Annotated in this window: 20 protein-coding genes; 10 read left to right on the top strand and 10 right to left on the bottom strand. The window is 40.4% G+C overall.

Annotated elements, in window-relative coordinates; translation table 11 throughout:
• Positions 1 to 232 precede the first annotated feature (232 nt).
• Positions 233 to 1,519 (bottom strand): S8 family peptidase, encoded by a 1,287-nt coding sequence (locus GHD25_RS18705; RefSeq protein WP_164219720.1) that lies wholly within the window; start codon positions 1,517 to 1,519, stop codon positions 233 to 235.
• A 438-nt stretch (positions 1,520 to 1,957) separates the two neighbouring features.
• Between GHD25_RS18705 and GHD25_RS18700 the strand changes: the two genes are divergently transcribed.
• Together GHD25_RS18700 and GHD25_RS18695 are read left to right on the top strand one after the other, a co-directional pair.
• Complete coding sequence (locus GHD25_RS18700; protein ID WP_164219718.1) at positions 1,958 to 2,818, top strand: MBL fold metallo-hydrolase; 861 nt, start codon at positions 1,958 to 1,960, stop codon at positions 2,816 to 2,818.
• Between the two features lie 158 nt (positions 2,819 to 2,976).
• Positions 2,977 to 3,687 carry a hypothetical protein gene (locus tag GHD25_RS18695; protein WP_164219716.1) on the top strand — a complete coding sequence of 237 codons (711 nt, stop codon included), beginning with the start codon at positions 2,977 to 2,979 and terminating at the stop codon, positions 3,685 to 3,687.
• A gap of 234 nt (positions 3,688 to 3,921) precedes the next feature.
• On the opposite strand, the gene GHD25_RS18690 is transcribed toward GHD25_RS18695, so the two are convergent.
• A complete protein-coding gene (locus GHD25_RS18690; RefSeq protein WP_164219714.1) occupies positions 3,922 to 5,982 on the bottom strand; it encodes a catalase in 2,061 nt (686 codons plus the stop codon).
• Positions 5,983 to 6,093: 111 nt separating this feature from the next.
• Between GHD25_RS18690 and GHD25_RS18685 the strand changes: the two genes are divergently transcribed.
• The 3 genes from GHD25_RS18685 to GHD25_RS18675 all read left to right on the top strand — a co-directional run bounded on the left by GHD25_RS18685 (position 6,094) and on the right by GHD25_RS18675 (position 8,106).
• Positions 6,094 to 6,279, top strand: a complete 186-nt coding sequence (locus GHD25_RS18685; protein WP_164219712.1) for a hypothetical protein — start codon at positions 6,094 to 6,096, stop codon at positions 6,277 to 6,279.
• Positions 6,280 to 6,312: 33 nt separating this feature from the next.
• On the top strand, positions 6,313 to 7,713 hold the full coding sequence (locus GHD25_RS18680) for an MDR family MFS transporter (RefSeq protein ID WP_164219710.1): 1,401 nt from the start codon (positions 6,313 to 6,315) through the stop codon (positions 7,711 to 7,713).
• A 201-nt stretch (positions 7,714 to 7,914) separates the two neighbouring features.
• Positions 7,915 to 8,106: a hypothetical protein gene (locus tag GHD25_RS18675; RefSeq protein ID WP_164219707.1), complete on the top strand. Its 192-nt coding sequence runs from the start codon at positions 7,915 to 7,917 to the stop codon at positions 8,104 to 8,106.
• A 256-nt stretch (positions 8,107 to 8,362) separates the two neighbouring features.
• Here GHD25_RS18675 and GHD25_RS18670 read toward each other — a convergent pair whose 3' ends face one another.
• The 4 genes from GHD25_RS18670 to GHD25_RS18660 all read right to left on the bottom strand — a co-directional run bounded on the left by GHD25_RS18670 (position 8,363) and on the right by GHD25_RS18660 (position 11,751).
• Entirely contained in the window at positions 8,363 to 9,823 is a 1,461-nt protein-coding gene (locus GHD25_RS18670; protein ID WP_164219705.1) for an aldehyde dehydrogenase family protein, read from the bottom strand.
• A 14-nt stretch (positions 9,824 to 9,837) separates the two neighbouring features.
• On the bottom strand, positions 9,838 to 10,698 hold the full coding sequence (locus GHD25_RS18665) for a methyl-accepting chemotaxis protein (RefSeq protein WP_164219730.1): 861 nt from the start codon (positions 10,696 to 10,698) through the stop codon (positions 9,838 to 9,840).
• 222 nt (positions 10,699 to 10,920) lie between these two features.
• Positions 10,921 to 11,055, bottom strand: a complete 135-nt coding sequence (locus tag GHD25_RS20300) for a hypothetical protein (RefSeq protein ID WP_276207857.1) — start codon at positions 11,053 to 11,055, stop codon at positions 10,921 to 10,923.
• A gap of 252 nt (positions 11,056 to 11,307) precedes the next feature.
• Entirely contained in the window at positions 11,308 to 11,751 is a 444-nt protein-coding gene (locus GHD25_RS18660) for a GNAT family N-acetyltransferase (protein ID WP_240452428.1), read from the bottom strand.
• A 442-nt stretch (positions 11,752 to 12,193) separates the two neighbouring features.
• On the opposite strand from GHD25_RS18660, the gene GHD25_RS18655 reads away from it, so the two are divergent.
• Entirely contained in the window at positions 12,194 to 12,751 is a 558-nt protein-coding gene (locus GHD25_RS18655) for a uracil-DNA glycosylase (protein WP_240452425.1), read from the top strand.
• A gap of 575 nt (positions 12,752 to 13,326) precedes the next feature.
• Here the strand turns inward: GHD25_RS18655 and GHD25_RS18650 are convergent.
• On the bottom strand, positions 13,327 to 13,674 hold the full coding sequence (locus GHD25_RS18650; RefSeq protein WP_164219703.1) for a hypothetical protein: 348 nt from the start codon (positions 13,672 to 13,674) through the stop codon (positions 13,327 to 13,329).
• A gap of 199 nt (positions 13,675 to 13,873) precedes the next feature.
• Here GHD25_RS18650 and GHD25_RS20345 point away from each other — a divergent pair, with 199 nt between their 5' ends.
• Complete coding sequence (locus GHD25_RS20345) at positions 13,874 to 14,056, top strand: tyrosine-type recombinase/integrase (protein ID WP_346426803.1); 183 nt, start codon at positions 13,874 to 13,876, stop codon at positions 14,054 to 14,056.
• 189 nt (positions 14,057 to 14,245) lie between these two features.
• Here GHD25_RS20345 and groL read toward each other — a convergent pair whose 3' ends face one another.
• Positions 14,246 to 15,874, bottom strand: a complete 1,629-nt coding sequence (gene groL, locus GHD25_RS18640; protein ID WP_164219701.1) for a chaperonin GroEL — start codon at positions 15,872 to 15,874, stop codon at positions 14,246 to 14,248.
• A gap of 46 nt (positions 15,875 to 15,920) precedes the next feature.
• Positions 15,921 to 16,205: a co-chaperone GroES gene (gene groES, locus GHD25_RS18635; RefSeq protein ID WP_164219699.1), complete on the bottom strand. Its 285-nt coding sequence runs from the start codon at positions 16,203 to 16,205 to the stop codon at positions 15,921 to 15,923.
• 330 nt (positions 16,206 to 16,535) lie between these two features.
• On the opposite strand from groES, the gene GHD25_RS18630 reads away from it, so the two are divergent.
• Entirely contained in the window at positions 16,536 to 17,237 is a 702-nt protein-coding gene (locus tag GHD25_RS18630; protein WP_164219697.1) for a CPBP family intramembrane glutamic endopeptidase, read from the top strand.
• Positions 17,238 to 17,240: 3 nt separating this feature from the next.
• Positions 17,241 to 17,438, top strand: a complete 198-nt coding sequence (locus tag GHD25_RS18625) for a YdiK family protein (protein ID WP_164219695.1) — start codon at positions 17,241 to 17,243, stop codon at positions 17,436 to 17,438.
• Positions 17,439 to 17,636: 198 nt separating this feature from the next.
• Here the strand turns inward: GHD25_RS18625 and GHD25_RS18620 are convergent, their stop codons facing one another.
• Complete coding sequence (locus tag GHD25_RS18620; RefSeq protein WP_164219693.1) at positions 17,637 to 18,641, bottom strand: hypothetical protein; 1,005 nt, start codon at positions 18,639 to 18,641, stop codon at positions 17,637 to 17,639.
• Positions 18,642 to 18,696: 55 nt separating this feature from the next.
• Between GHD25_RS18620 and GHD25_RS18615 the strand changes: the two genes are divergently transcribed.
• Positions 18,697 to 18,936, top strand: coding sequence for a hypothetical protein (locus tag GHD25_RS18615; protein WP_164219690.1), 240 nt, complete (start codon positions 18,697 to 18,699; stop codon positions 18,934 to 18,936).
• Positions 18,937 to 19,035 lie beyond the last annotated feature (99 nt).

The following is a 19,035-nucleotide window of genomic DNA, read 5'->3' as shown; positions in this document are numbered from 1 at the left end:
CGATTTTTGGGGTAGCTCGATCGATTTTTGGGGTAGCTCGATCGATTTTTGGGGTAGCTCGATCGATTAGCAAAAAGCTGCTGAGCTGTACTCAGCAGACTTTTTGCTTTAATATTTTTCTGTTCGTATTGATTTTGATCAGACAGTTGTCCAAAAGTTATACCCCCCTGGATAATAGGGGGAGTAAGTTCGAGGCATCTACATGTCATCCAAAGACTTTGCCCAAATAAAATTAAGCTTTTATTAAATTAGCAGCGTTCAGATAGCCGCTCCCCTGCACATTGGATGGTTGTCCGATATCTTCGCATGCTTCCATTAATTGCTGCTTCACCTCATCAGGGGTTAGTTCCGGATTGCTTTGAAGCAGTTGCGCTGCTACTCCGGCACATATCGGAGTTGCCATGGAAGTTCCCGATAAAGAGGTGTAGCTTGAACCGACGCGAGACGATTTATTTGTCTTATCAAGAAATGATCCGGACGCCCTTAAAGAAACAACCTCAACACCAGGTGTCAATAAATCCGGTTTTGTATATCCATCAATCGTTGGTCCGCGGCTGGAAAAATCAGCAACCGTATCATCTGAACGATCCGTATTATTACGATCATCAGCAGCACCAACGGTAATCACTTTTGGACTGGTGCCGGGACTGCCGATAGTCTCAGCTTCAGGTCCTGAGTTACCTGCTGCAACACAAACTACCATACCCGCATCCCATGCTGCTTCCACAGCCCTTACAACCGGATCTTCTTCTGCAGGAACAGTGGCATCTGACCCAAGTGACAAGGAAAGAATATCTATATTATGCTCAGCTCGATTCTCTATACACCATTCTATCCCTTCAATTACGGTAGAAAGAGAACCAGACCCCATTTTATTTAACACTTTGACCCCAACTACATTCGCTTCAGGTGCAGGGCCTTTATATTGCCCATTTGAAGCAGCACCGTCGCCTGCTGCGTCCCCGGCACAGTGAGTGCCATGTCCATTATCATCGTAGGCTTCCGTCTGATTCCCTACAAAATCCTGAAATGCCGTGATGCGGCCTTCTAAATCAGCATGGGGCTCTATTCCCGTGTCAATTACCGCGATAGTAATATCCTTTCCTGTCAGGCCATTTTCCTGTAATTGATGCGCGTTTATCGAGGGGGTGGCAGTATCAAGTAAGGTAGTTACTTCTCTATCCAAGTGGACTTTTTTAATATGATCACAGCTATCAACCAATTTTTCAACATTTTTCATGGATAAATCAGCCGAGCAGCAGGAAATAGAAGGGAATTCGCGCAGTTTGCGGTTTCTTGTGTTCTTCACAACTTTTAAACCATCAGCAAAGCAATCATGTTCAAATTCTATAATTACTGGCATGCGCTTCATACTTTTTCTCAATTTCTCAAGCGGCCGATGCAGGAAGCATGGAACAAAGCGAAATGGCCGGTAAAAATCAATGAAATTCCGTTTGATCTGCTTATCCAGCTTTTTCCCCTTTCGTCTGCTTAACTCAATCATCGAAAAGTTTAACATTTATGATTCTCCTTTCCTTTTATACGATATGCTACGTACAAACCTGGAAAAGAGAATATACTATTGCTTAGAAAATTGAAAAACAGGCTCGAAACCAGCAGAACTTTTTTCGATTATATGAAACGGTCAGCACACAGGCAGCCACACTTTATTCAATACGACATTGGGAAATCAGTATGAAACTAAAACCTGCGGAAACAGAAATAAAAATTTCGGGGTTTTAATAAAAATTCTATAGGACGGGACATTCGCAATACGGATAGAAATTCTATTCATCATTTCCGCCGGCTGCATTTTTGATCAAGTTTGATTTAAATAGCAGGTAATTTACCCTGAATAAAATAGATTTAAAAGGGTATTTTAAGGGTATGCATTGTTCGAATACGCTTCAGTTTTCCTATTCAGAATCTGAATTTACTTATTTTAGGAGGTTGAAAAATGGATCAGGAAATGCAGTATGGCAGTGATTACAAATATATCCCCGCCACCTCAATAGAGAGTGGTAAAGGTAAAGAAGTTTTACCTGATTTATACAGCTATACAAATCAAATCGTTAATATTCATTTAGTAGGGGATCCAAAAAAACGCGAATTTGTATTAGTCGATGCCGGGATGCCTGAGTCAGCACCCGAAATTCTGTCCGCTGTGGAAGAGCGGTTTGGTAAAAATGCCCGCCCGAAGGCTATCATCTTAACACATGGCCATTTCGATCATGTCGGAGCCGTGATTGAGCTTGTTGATCAGTGGGGAGTTCCAGTTTATGCACATGAAGCGGAATTGCCTTATCTGACCGGGGCAATGCGTTACCCAGAACCGGATTCAACAGTAGAAGGTGGCATGGTTTCAGAAATGTCTCCCATGTTCCCTAACGAACCGGTGAATTTGGGTGACAGCGTGAAAAAGCTGCCATCCGATGGCACGGTTCCCTATATGCCAGAGTTTAAATGGATTCATACACCGGGGCATACTCCTGGTCATATCTCCCTTTTCCGGGAAAGTGACCGCACATTGATCGCGGGTGATGCTTTCAGTACCGTTAAGCAAGAACAGCTTTACAAAGTACTGACACAGGAACAGGAGATTACCGGACCGCCAAGGTATCTCACCCCGGATTGGAAGGCAGCAAAAGAATCTGTCATTAAGCTGAAGGAACTCAAGCCGGCTGCAGCAGTGACAGGACACGGTGCCCCTATGACCGGCGAATTGCTGACTACCAGTCTGCAAAGGCTCGCCGACCATTTTGATGAGATTGCGGTTCCGGACTACGGCCGTTTTGTTGATAAAGATCAGCTGCATTAATTGCTGCGGCAGAACAAAACGCTACTGTTGCTCCGGAGATTCTGAAAATAATCATTACCTTACAGCAGCCCTTCTGTCTAATACCGAATTGTTAATGTTAAAATACCGGATTTTCATTTTTAAACATAATATCTTATTTCTAAAAGGATGGACGTCAAGTGAACAACGATGAACTACAGGCAACAGGTGCAAGCAGAACGTCTGATGAGCAACGTTTAAAAACAGCGGCAATGGCGATGACAAGCAATATAAAGCTTCATGCTGTCCGAAATAGAAAGAAGCATCCCGTTAATACAGTTGACTTGGAGTTCGCTAAGAAAATGATAGAAGATTCGCCGGCAACCGCTAGAATGGTCTGTGAGCATACTATTGATATGTACGGCCCTCCACATGAAGCAGTTTCCAGCATGTTAATCTGGTATGATAACGGGCCATGGAAACGAACTATTGTTTACCATGAAGAAGTCCCCCACGATTTTCCCGAGCCGCATATTGATGTGCTGGAGCAATATATTGATTATCATGTTCCAGCTGATCAAGTCGGTATAATTGCGCTAATAGATGGAAGTATTGTTATAGACCGGACAAGAGGTGAAGTCGCTGTCCATTGTGATAATGAGGGGGCAAATATCCTCTCATTAAATATGATGCATGAAGTGGTAACTGGCAAACGCACCCCGGAAGAAGCCAGGGAATTTATTGCCAAGGAAATTTCAAAGTATCTATTGGGACATCCTGCCCCGTATGCGGAGCAATTCCAATTTGAATTGCCCGAGGGAGTACAGTGGGATACTGATGAAACGACTGTAGTTGATGTTGCCGTGAATGAAGCAATAGAGACAATGAAGGGAAAACTGGGGCTTCAATAAATATGGTGTGAAGGACATTGGAACGAATTCTCCGCCACTGCAGGTTAAGGTTATTGAAAGCGTTGCGGAATATAAAAAAAACAGGAAAGCATATTGTACGGCTATCCTGTTTTTAGTTTGTCTGCTATAAGTTTTTCATACCGATTTTTATTCGAAGCATACTTCTCATAAAACAAAAGGTTATAAGACTCGGTATGTAGTATCCGCAGTTCATACAACTGTCCGAATCAAAGCCTATTTTCTATTCCAAAAGCGCTGCTGTGCAATTGCTTTGATAAAATCCTCCCCAAAATTAGCATTATCTTTTGCAAAAACAACCCCGGCGAGATTATTTTTATTTGATGTTTTAATGAACGACTGTCCAGTCGAGGCAACACCAATTGGTTTAAAATTTTTATATGCAACACGGATATATTCCGCGACTTCCACATTTAAATTTGCCTGGTTATTTGCTCTTCCGCCAACCACATATAGTGTGTCAACCAGATAAGGACTTGATGTAAGAAATGTTTCATCCACCGTGATCTCTGTACCATCATCACCCCTTACCGTACCAAGGGTGTCACTAATAATTTCTATAAAGATTCCGTTTTGTTTTAACAGGTTAAGCACATTTATTACCTCTGCACCATTAAATCCATCGCCAATCAGTACACCTACTTTTTGTGTGAATGCATACTTTGGCGTATTGGCCTGGCTGAGGGAAGGATAACTGGTTGAAACCGGTACATGGGTTCCGCTCGGACGTTCTACACCGATATTGTCGGCAACCATCGAAGCCAATTCTTTATCTACATTGACCAATAAATTGACGTTTTGTCTTCGAACGGATTCACTTCTGACTTTTCCGAGCTGATAGCTGAAAGCAACAATAGTGTTCTGCTTTTCCACGGGTGTCAGACTGTTCCAAAATATTCTCGGCTGTGAAAAATAATCTTTGAATGAATCGCTTCTTGCGCGAATCACATGCCCTTCCACTTTTTTTGGATAATATTCATAGCCGCCTTGCTCAGGGGGGACAGGGTAAGGTGTGTTATTTGCCAGTGAATTTTGATGGTAGTCTACCTCATCCACATCTATTCGCTGTCTCATAAAACCTCGCCGGGTATTGTTGTGAAATGGACAAATCGGACGGTTAATCGGCAGTTCATCATAATTCGTGCTGCCAAGCCGGTGCTGTTGTGTATCCCTGTAGGCCATGAGCCTTCCCTGAAGGACGGGGTCATTGGAGAAATCAATTCCCGGCACAACGTTTGTCGGGTTAAATGCCACTTGTTCGGATTCCGTAAAGTAATTATCAATGTTTCGATTTAATGTCATCTTACCGACAATTTGAACTGGCACAAGCTCTTCTGGCCAAAACTTGGAAGGATCAAGCACATCAAAATCATATTTAAATTCATCCTCCATTGGGATCAGCTGGACACCTAATTCATATTCAGGGAAGGCACCTTGATCAATTGCTTTCCTTAGATCTTTACGATGGAAGTCAGGATCCAGTCCGCCGATTTTCAGGTATTCATCATGGGTCAGGGAATGGACACCAAGTACAGGCTTCCAAACATATCGCATAAATGTTGCTTTGCCTTGTTCGTTGACAAAAAGATACGTATTTATTGACCAAGATTCCATCATCCGATAACTTCTTAATACACCCCGGTCAGACATGATCCATGTCACCATATGCAATGACTCCGGATTATTGGCTACATAGTCCCAAAAATGGTCGTGCGCACCAGTGGCAGTTGGTATATCATCATCCTGTTTAGCCTGATATGCATGCATCGCATCCGGAAATTTCATTGCATCCTGGTTAATTAATACCGGCATTGCTATGGTAGTCAAATCGACATTTCCTTCTTCTGTGTACAGCTTTACCCCCTGACACCGCAAATCCCTGGCAGTATCATAGGATCCTTTAGGTCCCTGTACGGTCGAAAAACGGGTGGTTAATGGCGTCTTTTTACCAGCTTCTTGTAAAAAGCCTGCTTTTGTTACATGTCTCATCGACTGATAACATTCAAACTCTCCATGGGCACTATACCCTCTGGCATGCACAACTCTTTCCGGAATTTCTTCATGGTTAAAGTGCGACATTTTCTCAAAGAATTCATAATCCTGTCTCAAAGCAGGACCCCGTATACCTGCTTTCAGCTGATCCTGATCCTGAGATATTTTTTTCCCTTCCTTTGTCGTCATGGGCTCCCCGACATTACTTATCCGGTACCTATCCAATTGCTGTTGTTTAATATTATCTTGAATAGGCTTTTGGTTTCTTGATGACTTTTCATCCATGCAATCCTATCCTTTCACTAATTGGTTTAAATCCCGCTTATATTTTATGATAGTTTTACCAAAAATATGCATAACCTTACAGGATTAAATATTACAACAGGATGGCCATAGATGATTACATACTATAAGATCCTTGCTCCTGTTCTCCCTTATCGCCTTGCGAATAATCGGGAAAAAAGCAGATTTTTATATTTATCATTAGATTACCAGGAAGCATTGACAACAGGATATGATGGGACTTTAATAGAGATTGAGGCTCTGTTATCTTATAATTGTGCAGTATGGTCCTATTTTTAAATCGTGCAGTAAATGAGAAAGGCAGGTCACACAATGGCTTCTGAATTTTTATCGCCAGTACATAGGAAATTGATGGTGGCGATTGCGCTCGCGTCTTCTTTTCTATCCGTCTTAACGCAATTTCTCCTCATCACAGCTTTTCCTAAAATCATGGCTGAATTTGAAATAAATGCGAGTGAAGTGCAGTGGTTAACAACCAGTTTTATGTTAGCCGTAGCAGTTCTTATTCCTATGACAGCGTATTTAATTGATAAATTTAAAACAAGGACATTAATGATTAGTGCCATGTTTTTGTTTTCCCTCGGAACAGTGCTTGGTCTGTTTTCGCCGTCCTTCGAAGTGTTGCTTGCAGGGCGCATCATTCAAGGCATTAGTTCCGGAATTATGATGCCGTTAATGCAAACGATTCTGTTTCTTGTCTATCCAAGAGGAAAACGGGGATATGCCATGGGGCTCGCAGGACTCGTAATTAATGTGGCTCCTGCCATTGGGCCACCAATTTCCGGTGTGCTGATTAATCATTTTGAATGGCGCTCGGTCTTTCTCTTTACGCTTCCTGTTGCAGCAATCATATTGATTTTTATTTTCCTGTTTATGCGTAATGTAACCGAACAGCGGGATACAGAAATTGACTTCCTTTCTATTTTCCTGTCAAGCATAGGGTTTGGCGGGGTTTTATATGGGGTTAATATGATAGAGGCAGAAACAGCCGGCAGCAGTGCCATGATCAGCATAATTGCAGGATTTGCTGCCATTCTATTGTTTGTGGTGAGACAGCTGCGGTTAAAAACGCCGATTCTGGAGCTGCGATTACTTAAAGTGCCGGTTTTTGCACTGGTGGCCATTATATCCATTATTTCTTTCAGCCTGCTGATTTCCATCGAAACTATCTTGCCCATGTACGTCCAAAATGCACAGCAGCTTTCCCCGTTATATGCGGGAATTGTCGTAGCGCCTGGTGCCCTGACGCTTGCGGTAATGAGTCTGTTTGCCGGAAATTTATATGACAAATACGGAGGGAAAATCATCACGATTATTGGGTTTGTATTGCTTTCTGTCAGTACACTCTGGTATTATTTCGGACTTGAGACAACTAGTTCCTTCCTGTTTACGGCATTTCTGTTTATGGTGTCCATGGCCGGAGTGGCACTAATCAACATGCCGCTTATGACCGCCGGTATAAACGCATTGCCGGATAATTTGATTGCCCATGGAACAGCAATTATCAATACCGCCCGCCAATTCGGAGGATCACTTGGTCTGACATTTATTATCTCCTTTATTACGAGAGCTGCAGCGGGAAACGATATGGCTGATCCATTACAATTCCTGCAGGGAGTAAAAACCGCCTTTTTCGTTGCTTTCCTGTTCTCTGTCACGGGATTGTTACTATCTCTTTTAATAAAGAGGGATAGGCAAACTGCTGAAAATTAAGGAGAAGTTTCGCAAAGCGCCTAAATGTTAAGGGTGAGTTTGAAAATCATTCATATACCCTGAGGGCGGCAGTGATTTTTATTATAATCCCCGGTGCCGCCATATCATTCTTTAAATTAGATTGGCATATTCAAAGTCCAAGAAAAAAACGCTTTGTTGAATACGCTAATAATAAAGCGCAGAAATTTTGGAGGTGTTATTATGCCCATAGTGCGAGGTACAGAAGCAATGAACCCATTAAATATGCTGGCAGAAATACCAACAGAGCGGCTTGCCTTTATTGCTGCCATCTTCTTTCTTATCGGTTCTGGTATGTCTTTTTATATAGCGTATAAAAACCTTAAAACCTCCTCTCCGACTTTACCGGTTAGTGACCAGGATATATTGAGATAAATGGATTGATTCATAATATAAAAAGAAGGTTCCCAGTCCTGACCAACCTGGGAATTATATAAAACATCAGCTAAACCACTCCATTCCTTGCTCGCGCCCCCGGAATATGGCGTGTTTTCATGCCCACGCAGAAGGGATCTTATATCAAAGTTATTAAGGAAACCAGAGTGATATAATTGTCTTTAGACATCTCTTTCCATATAGTTAAATTAACCCAAAATTACTCCCCTCAAAAAATTGAGAGGAGTATTTCAAATTAAGAATATGGATAAGCACGTTTTGTATGCTGAATGGAGATCCATTTAGTTGTAGTAAATGCGTCCAGGCTCCATTCACCATTTAATCGTCCAATTCCCGAGTTTTTCACCCCGCCAAAAGCAACGTTGGGTTCATCATTAATTGTTCCGTCATTGATGTGGATCATCCCGGTGTCCATCCGTTTCGCAAGTTCGGCACCACGTTCAACGTCTTTTGTATGGATGGCACCACTTAAACCATACGGACTTTGGTTAGCAAATGTCAGTACTTCTTCTTCGTTTGCTACTTTCATAATAGATACCACCGGAGCGAAGAATTCCTCATTTGCGATCGTCATATCCGGAGTAACATCTGTAAATACAACTGGTTCTATGACGTTTCCTGCAACTTTTCCTTTAAGCAAAGGAGTGGCACCTTCTTCAATGCCTTTTTCAATTAATTCCACAGTCGTTTTAACCTGGCGTTCGTTAATAACCGGGCCAATAATCGTGTTCGGATCTTTCGGGTCGCCACAAGTGAGACCGGATACTGTATCAATATATTTTTCCACAAATTCATCATATACGTCTTCATGAACAATTAAGCGATTAGCTGACATACAGATTTGCCCTTGATGGGTGAACCGGCTGAATACCCCTGCACTTACAGCTAAATCAATATCAGCATCTTCCAGAACAACCAAAGCACTATTCCCGCCTAATTCCAGGTGAACTTCTTTTAAATTTCTTCCAGCAACTTCTCCGATATGCTTTCCGATTTTTGTGGAACCCGTAAAAGAAATGGCACGTGGAATCGGATGCTCTACAAAGTTATCTCCAATTTCCGATATTTCAGTAGTGATAACATTTAACAGACCTTTAGGCAATCCGGCCTGCTCAAATATTTTAGCAATCAGTGTGCCTCCGGTAATAGTTGTATGCTCATGCGGCTTCAACACAACACCATTGCCGGCAGCCAAAGCTGGTGCAACAGATTTCATGGATAGAAAAAATGGGAAATTAAATGGGCTAATGACCCCAACTACACCTACCGGCACACGATAAACCCGGTTTTCCTTCCCGTCTATGGGAGAAGGCAGAATGGTTCCGTTCATCCGCATAGGGAAAGTGGCTGCTTCTTTAATCATATTTGTAACTAAACCAATCTCAAATTCTGCTTTTAAGCGTGTACCGCCAATTTCGTCAATAATTACATCGACTATGGCTTCATGATTTTCATGAATATAGTCCGCAGCTTTGTCAAACACTTCTCTTTGTACCACCGGGTTAGTTTTTGCCCATTGTTCCTGTACAGTTTGTGCCGATTCGTATGCAGCATTCAAGTCGGCTTTGCTGGCAGCATGATAGGTTGCAATAATTTCACCGTTGTAAGGATTTTTATTTTCCATTTTTAAATTACTGGAACCGTTTTTCCATTCCCCGTTAATATATTGGCTTGCTAATTCTTTAAAGTTCATCATAGTCTACTCCCCCATTATTGTTTTAACTCGATGTTTTCTCTTGCCAACTCTGCTAAACTGTGAATATTTCCATTGATTTCTTCCATTGTGGCTGTCAATTCTTCAATGGAAGCGGATTGTGTATTAGATTCTATATTTACTTTTTGTATATCTTTATTCAGGTTTCCGATCACTTCTTTAATTTGGCTCGTAATATTTTGGATTTCCTGTACATTGTCTTTTGAATTAGCAGCCATCTTCCTGATTTCATCAGCGACAACGCCAAATCCCCTTCCTTGCTCTCCGGCACGTGCTGACTCTATAGCTGCATTTAATCCAAGTAAATTACTCTGATCTGCAATACCTTTCACAACCGTAGAAACTTCCTCAATAAGGTCCACACTATTTGTAACTTCATTTGCCTTTTCAGAAACAAAGGTGATATTTGTCGCTAATTCATTCACTGATTCAGCCATTTCCTGCACAGTTTTTGTTACATCATCGATCACGCTTGATAGACTGGAAGATATCTCTGATAACTTGTTGGCCTTTTCAACATTTAAGCCAACTCCAACTCCCCCAATGACTTGTCCATCTTCATCACGGATCGGGATGGCACGTGAAACAAGGTTTACACCAAATAAATCTGCCGGTACAATCATTGCCTGATTATCATTCTCACTGATCGCTTTTGCAATAATATCCCCTTCAAGCAATGGGTCGCCAGGAGATACATTTAGTGAGAAGGTTTTTGCAGGAATATTGATTAATAACTTTTCCGTATCATAAATGCCAACTGTTATATCGTCATTCACCAGTAATTGAAGGTATGGAGCTACTTCGATAAAGGATCGCAGGATTGGATGTACATCTTCTTGTATTAAGGAATCTTGCATCATTCTATGTCCTTCCGTCGTGAATTTACCCAAAAATAGGTATATGTTACTATTTCTATCTTTGTATATCGGCTTTTTATGATAAGATTAAAGGATTTTATGAAATAAATTATCTTTTACACCTGTCAGCGGATGTTGAAGGAGTGCCCTCATTGTAGTTTTAGTCAGTAAGATTTTTCAGTAAGGACATATTTTGCCACGAGGCTGTACTGCTGTTGTTGTTTAAGTATGTATATTCTTCGGATGCAATGTTTGCATCAAATATTTCACAGTAAAAGACGAGAATTTTGCGGTTAATATACTGACTATTCCATGATTATTTACTTTCACCTTGCCGTCATCGCCGAAACTTTCCAAAGTCATGCAAAAGCTCGTATAACTCTTCCTCTGATACTCACTGAATTCCTCCTAGTTTGTTGTTTTTATTTCCTGGAGGCTCCAGACTCTTCTTCAAATAAACTGATTTACTAGTTAAAGTACATTTCATCACATTCTAAACTGATCATAAGAGTTTACATTATGGGATGGCGTTATTGAATAAATAGCTTGTTGAGCACCAAACCTTATAACTTTGCATTCTAAATGCATACCTAACTTTTTCTGATTTAATTAGTTAGAAGCGAAATGAATAATTGGCGGAACTGTCTCTGTTGCATAACCTCTCCCCCACCATACTGGTAATAATTGATAAGAAACTTCAAGAAAAACACCTTCATGATGAGGTTTCAGATAAACTAAACCAATAAAATTGTCTGTTTGTTTCTCTCTAATGACCCAATAAAAAGCATTATCAGACGAATTTAGCATACTTTGCAATACTCCTATAATTGATGCTTCGTCCCGAATACCTCCAAGGTATTTCCTTACATTCTTGTTCCCATATAGTTTTTTTACATCGGCAAAATCCGGTTTTTTAAAAGTATTTATATAACACCTCTCCGTTTCAAACAAAGAAATCGTCCCCTCTGGTATTATTATTTTTTCTACAATCATTGGTGTATTAAGGCTCCTTAAAGGTATCAAACCATAGCTAAAGTCCATCAACTTTTCCATAATCTGTTTCTTTTGTTTTTTTATCATAATTTTTCCAGTCAATAAAATGATATTAAGTTTTTAATAAATTATAGGACTTTGTTTAAAACTATCCATTTTAATTTAAGGTGCATAACTGATCTAACCGCTTTCTCTATGTTAGCTTATACTGGCCTAAAATAATAATTTTTGAATAGAACATCTCCATACCTTTGGCCAGTTTATGCAAGCTGTCTCTATTGCTTTATCCATTTTCCTTATATAGATAGCTTCCAATAAAACGAAAGACACTGCTTGTATGATAACCCTTGTCGATAAATAGTATTTAAATGTATTAGGATATTTCAGAAATATATGAGCAACCAAGAAATGCTTAGTGTAGTAAGCATTTCTTTTTTCTGTATATATTTAATTTATATACAACATAATAATAGAAAAGAAGACCAGAAAAGGAGTAGAACCATTGACTTTATGGCCCGAAGAGACAACACCCGAACACCTGATCAATTGTGGACACTGCGGACTTATAAAACATGGAACACGTATGGTTTGGGGGGAAGGAAATCCAGATGCACCTATTATGGTTCTATTAGATAATCCTGGCTCTCGAGAGAATCGAGAAAATCAGCCCTTTGTTTGTAGTACTAGGAAAACATTGCAAAAGGCTGTCTATGAGGTAGGACTTGAGGATAAAGATATATATGTAACCTATATACTGAAGCGAAGGCCAACACGTGCCTATGATAAAGAAAAAACGAGGCAAATCTGTATAAGTCATCTGAAAATGCAGTTAGAAACCAAACAGCCCAAGTACATTGTCTGTCTTGGAAATGTTGCGGTCCAATCTTTCTTCCAGGACACCGAAACTGACGTGAAATCTTTACGTGGTAAATTTCATACTGTTCACGGATTTCAAACCGCAGTTGCCTATCACCCATTAGCAGTGAGAAGAAGACCTAACCTTTGGAATTATTTCATCAAAGATTGGAAACTTGTTGAAAAATTTTATCGGAATGATTGAAACAGCGTAATCAAGAATAAAAGCAAAGACTGAAGAAATACTTTCATTGTCTGCTCTTCTTGAACACTCGGCTAAAAGCAGGTGATTTTCCCATTGTCACCAACACTACCTAAAAACGAATGGCTGCTAAACCTAGCCTTTCTGAATCCAGAATTAACTTCTCTAGGACATATACATCGCTCAAAGCAGGTATTTTGGGCATTAAAATGCCCAAAATACTGAAGATGTATACCTACACATAACACAGGGAATGAAAAAAGAAGCCTCCGTTAATTTACCTCCATGTTAACATCACACTCTCATCTTACATAAAACCCAATCATATCAATGGTTTGGGGGGCCTTATTACATCATGCCGCCCTTGATGGACTGAATTTCAAGGATTACTTATAGAGTTGTAGAGTGCCGAATATCAATGCTATTAATCTATTTGTCTAAGAGGATATTTTGTGTTATTTTACCCAAATGTATATTTATGTGATATTTTTTGTGACACTAAAAAATATCACATTATTTATACTCATACATTTCAGCCATTATTTTATCAATATCTTTGTATTCTTCTGCTGCCACTCCTAATTATTGATACTATCCTGTATAAATTGATTGTATTTTGAAACTTCACCTTTCTTATTTTTAGTTTCTGAATCGGTTCCTGGATTTCCATTTATTGATCTGTGTATTCTATCTAATAAATTTACTATTTCTCCAAAACCCAACATCATGATCCCGACCACTAAACCTGCAACTACATACGATATAAAGACAGTGAATGATTCTTCTACAATCGGTTCAGGTTCAGAGAAGCTTGTTAATGGTTCTTCATAACCAACTACTACCTGAAAATTAGTAAATGCTAATATGATTCCTGACGCAATGGTTATCCAACCAATAATGAATAATGCTCTTGCTATTGTATTCATCTAAGTGACCCCCATTCTTTTTACCTACATTTTACCATAATTTTCATTCTAAAAATAAAGGGTTTTTGAAATCCTGTTTAGAATTATATAATCATATCTATATAAGCATTTCTTCCTGCTGATATTTCGATAGGTTCAGACAGTTCTTCAATTATATAGTCACCTTTTTGCTTAACCCAAATGTCTTCCTCCGCATAAAATGGGTGAGTATCCTGGTTACCCAGATTTCATTAAAACAGTTAAAAATAGAATGAGACGATTGCTAAAGAAAATGGGTAAAAAAGAATATTTGCCCCCCCATTCTCTAAGGCATACTCATACATCTTTATTGGCTGAAGCAGGTGTAAGTTTACCTGAGAACATGGAACGGCTGGCACGTTGATGATAATACTATCACAAGAGTTTATTTTAAAGAGCCGAAAAATTGAAGCATCTGAAAAGTTCGGTGAACTAATGAAAGGTATTCAAAAATAAATAAGACCACATTTTCACCAGGGAATGTGGTCAAAATGTGGTCAGTTTCCTTGTAACACTCGAAAAATCGCTTGTCTCAAGGGGTTTGGGTGGTCTTTTACATCATGCCGCCCATTCCGCCCATATCAGGCATTCCACCGCCAGCTGCCGGCTCATCTTCCGGAATGTCTGCTACTACTGCTTCCGTAGTCAGGAACATTGCTGCAACGGATGCTGCGTTTTGCAGTGCAGAGCGGGTAACTTTTGTCGGGTCAACGATACCGGCATCAACCATATTTACCCATTTTCCGGTAGCTGCATTATATCCAACGCCTACTTTTTCGCCTTTCAGTTTCTCTACAATGATAGAGCCTTCCAGGCCGGCGTTTTCCACAATACGGCGTACAGGTTCTTCCAGTGCACGGCGTACAATATTAACACCAGTTTCTTCGTCACCTTCGAGTTGAAGCTCTTCTACTTTTTTCAGTACATTGACCAGTGCTGTTCCACCACCGGAAACGATACCTTCTTCCACTGCTGCACGTGTGGAGTTAAGCGCGTCTTCAATACGCAGTTTACGCTCTTTCAATTCTGTTTCGGTTGCAGCACCAACTTTGATTACTGCTACGCCGCCAGCCAGTTTGGCAAGACGCTCCTGCAGTTTTTCTTTATCAAATTCAGAAGTAGTTTCTTCCACCTGTGCACGGATTTGCTGAACACGGGAAGAAATTGTTTCAGGGTTTCCTGATCCTTCTACAATGGTAGTGTGCTCTTTAGTTACTACTACTTTGGAAGCACGGCCCAATTGCTCAAGCTCTGTGCTCTTCAGGTCCAGACCAAGATCTTCGGTAATTACTTCTCCGCCTGTCAATGTAGCAATATCTTCCAGCATTGCTTTACGACGGTCACCAAACCCTGGAGCCTTCACTGCCACTGCGTTAAATGTGCCGCGCAGTTTGTTTACAACCAATGTAGCAAGTGCTTCGCCTTCTACATCTTCAGCGATTAACAGAAGCGGTTTGCTTTGCTGTACTACTTGCTCAAGCACAGGAAGTACTTCCTGGATGTTGCCGATTTTCTTATCTGTAATTAGAATATATGGATCCTCGAGAACTGCTTCCATTTTATCCTGGTCAGTTACCATGTATGGAGAAGCATATCCGCGGTCGAATTGCATCCCTTCCACTACTTCAAGCTCTGTATTAAATCCTTTTGATTCTTCAATAGTGATAACACCGTCGTTGCCAACGCGTTCCATCGCTTCTGAGATCAGGCTTCCCACTTCATCATCACCGGAAGAAACAGATGCAACCTGTGCAATGGATTCTTTTGACTCGATGGACTCGGAAATAGTTTTCAGCTCTTCTACTGCTGCTTCAACTGCTTTTTCAATCCCGCGGCGAACTCCCACAGGGTTAGCACCTGAGGTAACGTTTTTCAATCCTTCCGTAATCATGGATTGCGCAAGTACTGTAGCTGTTGTCGTACCGTCACCGGCAACATCGTTTGTTTGGGATGCTACTTCAGATACAAGCTGTGCACCCATATTTTCGAATTGGTCTTCCAGTTCGATTTCTTTTGCGATCGTTACACCGTCATTTGTAATTAATGGTGAACCAAATTTTTTATCTAAAACCACGTTGCGCCCTTTAGGTCCCAATGTTACTTTGACTGCATCCGCCAGCGTATCCACCCCACGCAGCATTGCACGGCGGGCATCTTCACTGAATTTAATTTCTTTAGCCATTAAAATACCTCCCTAAAATTCTTTATGATTATCTGTTTATCCTGAATTAGCTTACTACAGCTAAAATGTCATTTTCACGTAAAATTAAGTATTCTGTCCCTTGATATTTCACTTCTGTACCGGCAAATTTTGAGAAAATGATGCGGTCACCTTCACTTACTTCCAGTGCCACTTTTTCTCCATTGTCGGTAACACGGCCGGAGCCAACCGCTACAACTTTACCTTCCTGTGGTTTTTCCTGGGCAGAATCGGGTAGAACAATTCCGCTTGCAGTTGTTTCTTCTTGCTCGACAAGCTCGATAACAACACGATCCCCTAGTGGTTTAATCATCTGTAGAATGCCTCCTTGGTTCATATTATTTTTGATTGTTAGCACTCTAAGCCGCCGAGTGCTAACTCCAATTAATATAATAATTAATTCTGTTTAAAAATGCAAGTATTGAGTCATCATGATTTATATTTTTTTGTTAAAAAACAAGCCCTTCCATACATTCCATTATAAAATCGCACTCTAATTATGATAAAATACACATGGTATGTACGCAAATTACAAGCCAGTACGGAAACCATTACATTTCCATTAAACACACTCATACACGGAAAATGAATTCTGCCTAAAGCGCATATACTGTATAAAGTAATATAAAGGAGTCGTTTCAATTTGCCTAAACGTTATTGGTGGGTCATTATAACCTATTTTATCATGCAATATTCAGCACTGCTGATCGTTCCTTTTACAGACCTGATTCCCTTGAATGAAGCAGATATCCTTGTGTATTGGACTATTTTCAGCTTTTCGCTTGCACTTGTGATTGTGTTGTTATTAATGCGGCCGGATATGAAAATGGGGAGTGCGCGTGATGCTTCCAGTGCCGGGCAAATCATATTATGGTCTTTTCTCGGTCTGTTCATGGCCTATTTTGGCCAGGGACTGGCTGCCATGATAGAAATGGAACTTCTTGGCATTGATCCAGGATCTGAAAATACACAGGCAATTATGGATATCGCCCGCTATTCACCGATATTTATGATAGTCCCTGCCATCATTGGCCCTATTCTGGAAGAACTTATTTTCCGTAAAATTATATTCGGGGAATTTTATAAAAGAATGAACTTTATCTTTTCTGCCCTGCTGTCATCTTTTATCTTTGCAATCGTTCATAATGACCCGCAGCACCTGTTAATATACACCACTATGGGATTTGTCTTTGCATTTCTCTATGTGAAAACAAAACGGATTATGGTGCCGATTATTGTCCATGCTGCCATGAATTCACTGGTTGTCCTTGTACAGTATAATATTGATCCGGAAGAAATTGAAAGGATGCTGGAAGAACTGCAGTTCATCTTTATTGGAGGCTAGTTTATGAAAGTTTCACCACTCACCATGGCTATTATCTACTTTCTCCTGGGCATCTTCTTTATTTACGTGGCTATACTAAGTGCAGAGGATACTATATGGAATGTAACTTCCATCATACTTGCTTTATTTGCTACCCTGGAGATTGGCGTAAGCATCAGATTATTTGCCCTGTATATCAGATTGAAAAAAAGTAAAAAATAAATTTGAAAAATGTCCGGGAACAACCCCCCGGGCGTTTTTTATTGAAGGAAATGCAAGATATGGACCGCGATGTAAGGGGTAAAAACGCTATAACACCCCCGGCAATAAAAAAGACAGCACACCAGAACAATTCATGCTTGGTATGCTGTATATAATTAATTCATTTCATTTTTCCAATTAAAGCAACACTCAATTGCCTTACTGAATTTCAGATAAATGTTCAATCCATTCGTCTCTATCTTCCAGCGTATCTTCAATTAAAGTATACCTTACTGCAAATAAATCGTCATCCTTTATTAACGCACGGCCAAGCTCTTCCTGATCAAATTGCACCGGATCATCTGTCAGCGTGAATTCAAAGAAACCCTCTTCATCAGTTTCATCAAAACGATTAAATTCAAATTCACCTTCCACCATATCCGTTAAATTCGTCTCCATTACGTCAATAAATTGTGCCACGCCGATTCCATCTTTTCCTCCAGGGAAATAGTGTACCGTTAAGAGTTCTGAGTAGTCATTCAGATTATCTCCGGCAGGTAGGTATTCTGCTACTGCCTCACCCGAATCCTCCCCGTAGTGGGCAAGCACCCATTCATCCTCTTCAAAAGGCATCTCCAGGCTGGAGACAACATCAGCATACTCACCTTCCATTACAGCTTCTCCCGTTGCACCCTCTTCTAATGGTTCTCCATTTTCATCCAACACGATGTAATCCATAAGTTCTGTATTATAAATCTTCCATTCTCCATCTTCCGGGCGCATAATGTGAATGCCGGTCAGTTCATTATTTTCATAAGTCGGGCCATCGACTTTCATGTTTCTCTGTGTGTAAAAAACCCTGGCTTCCTCTTCAGATTTTTCCTCTACCTCTAAATCGGAAATTTCAATATCCAATGTGTATACAGACATATCTTCGAGGATTTGCTCTGTCTCGGCATAACCCGGGGATTCAGAGTGCAGTGTTTCCATATGCCCCGTAGAATCGTCATCCGCCATTGTCGCAATATTTCTCTCCAGCACTTCAAACAATTCCTCGTCTTCCGGAATGCCCGCTTCTTCGTTCTCTTCTTCTGTTTCTTCTGTGGTTTCCTCTGTTTCCTCTTCCCCCTCGGCTTCTTCCGTTCCCGCATCATCACCGCAGGCTGCCAGGAAAATAATAAGCAGTAATCCCATTGCCGTCATTAAAAATTTCGATCTCTTCACGTACTGTTCCTCCTATGTAGTTGTTATGACCGGAAGTAGCTTTAAATAAAAGTATTTGGCTTTATGCAAACCTTGTCAGCAAGCCTTACATTTACTTCTTGCTATAAAGAAAGTATTTACAGCCAGGAAGGAAAAATCAGCAAGATTAGCTAATTTCCCCATCAAAACTTCCGATCTGCCAATGCTTTTTTTCAGATTGCAAGTGTTTTCGTGTCCAGGTTTTTTAAAAATCTGCTATGCTTTACCATATGAAATGCTGGCTGTTTTACCAGCAGATTACAAGATACATATGTAAAATAATGATGATTGCAAATTTCTCCCAAAAAAAAAGCATCAATTAACATGATAGACTATGGTCAAGTTGGAATACAGATGTCTTTCGGCTCATAAATCG

The organism is Virgibacillus aidingensis, from assembly GCF_010994035.1.
GTDB lineage: Bacteria > Bacillota > Bacilli > Bacillales > Amphibacillaceae > Virgibacillus_N.
Note: the sequence above shows the minus strand (reverse complement) of the source record. Positions and strands in the feature narration are given on the sequence as shown.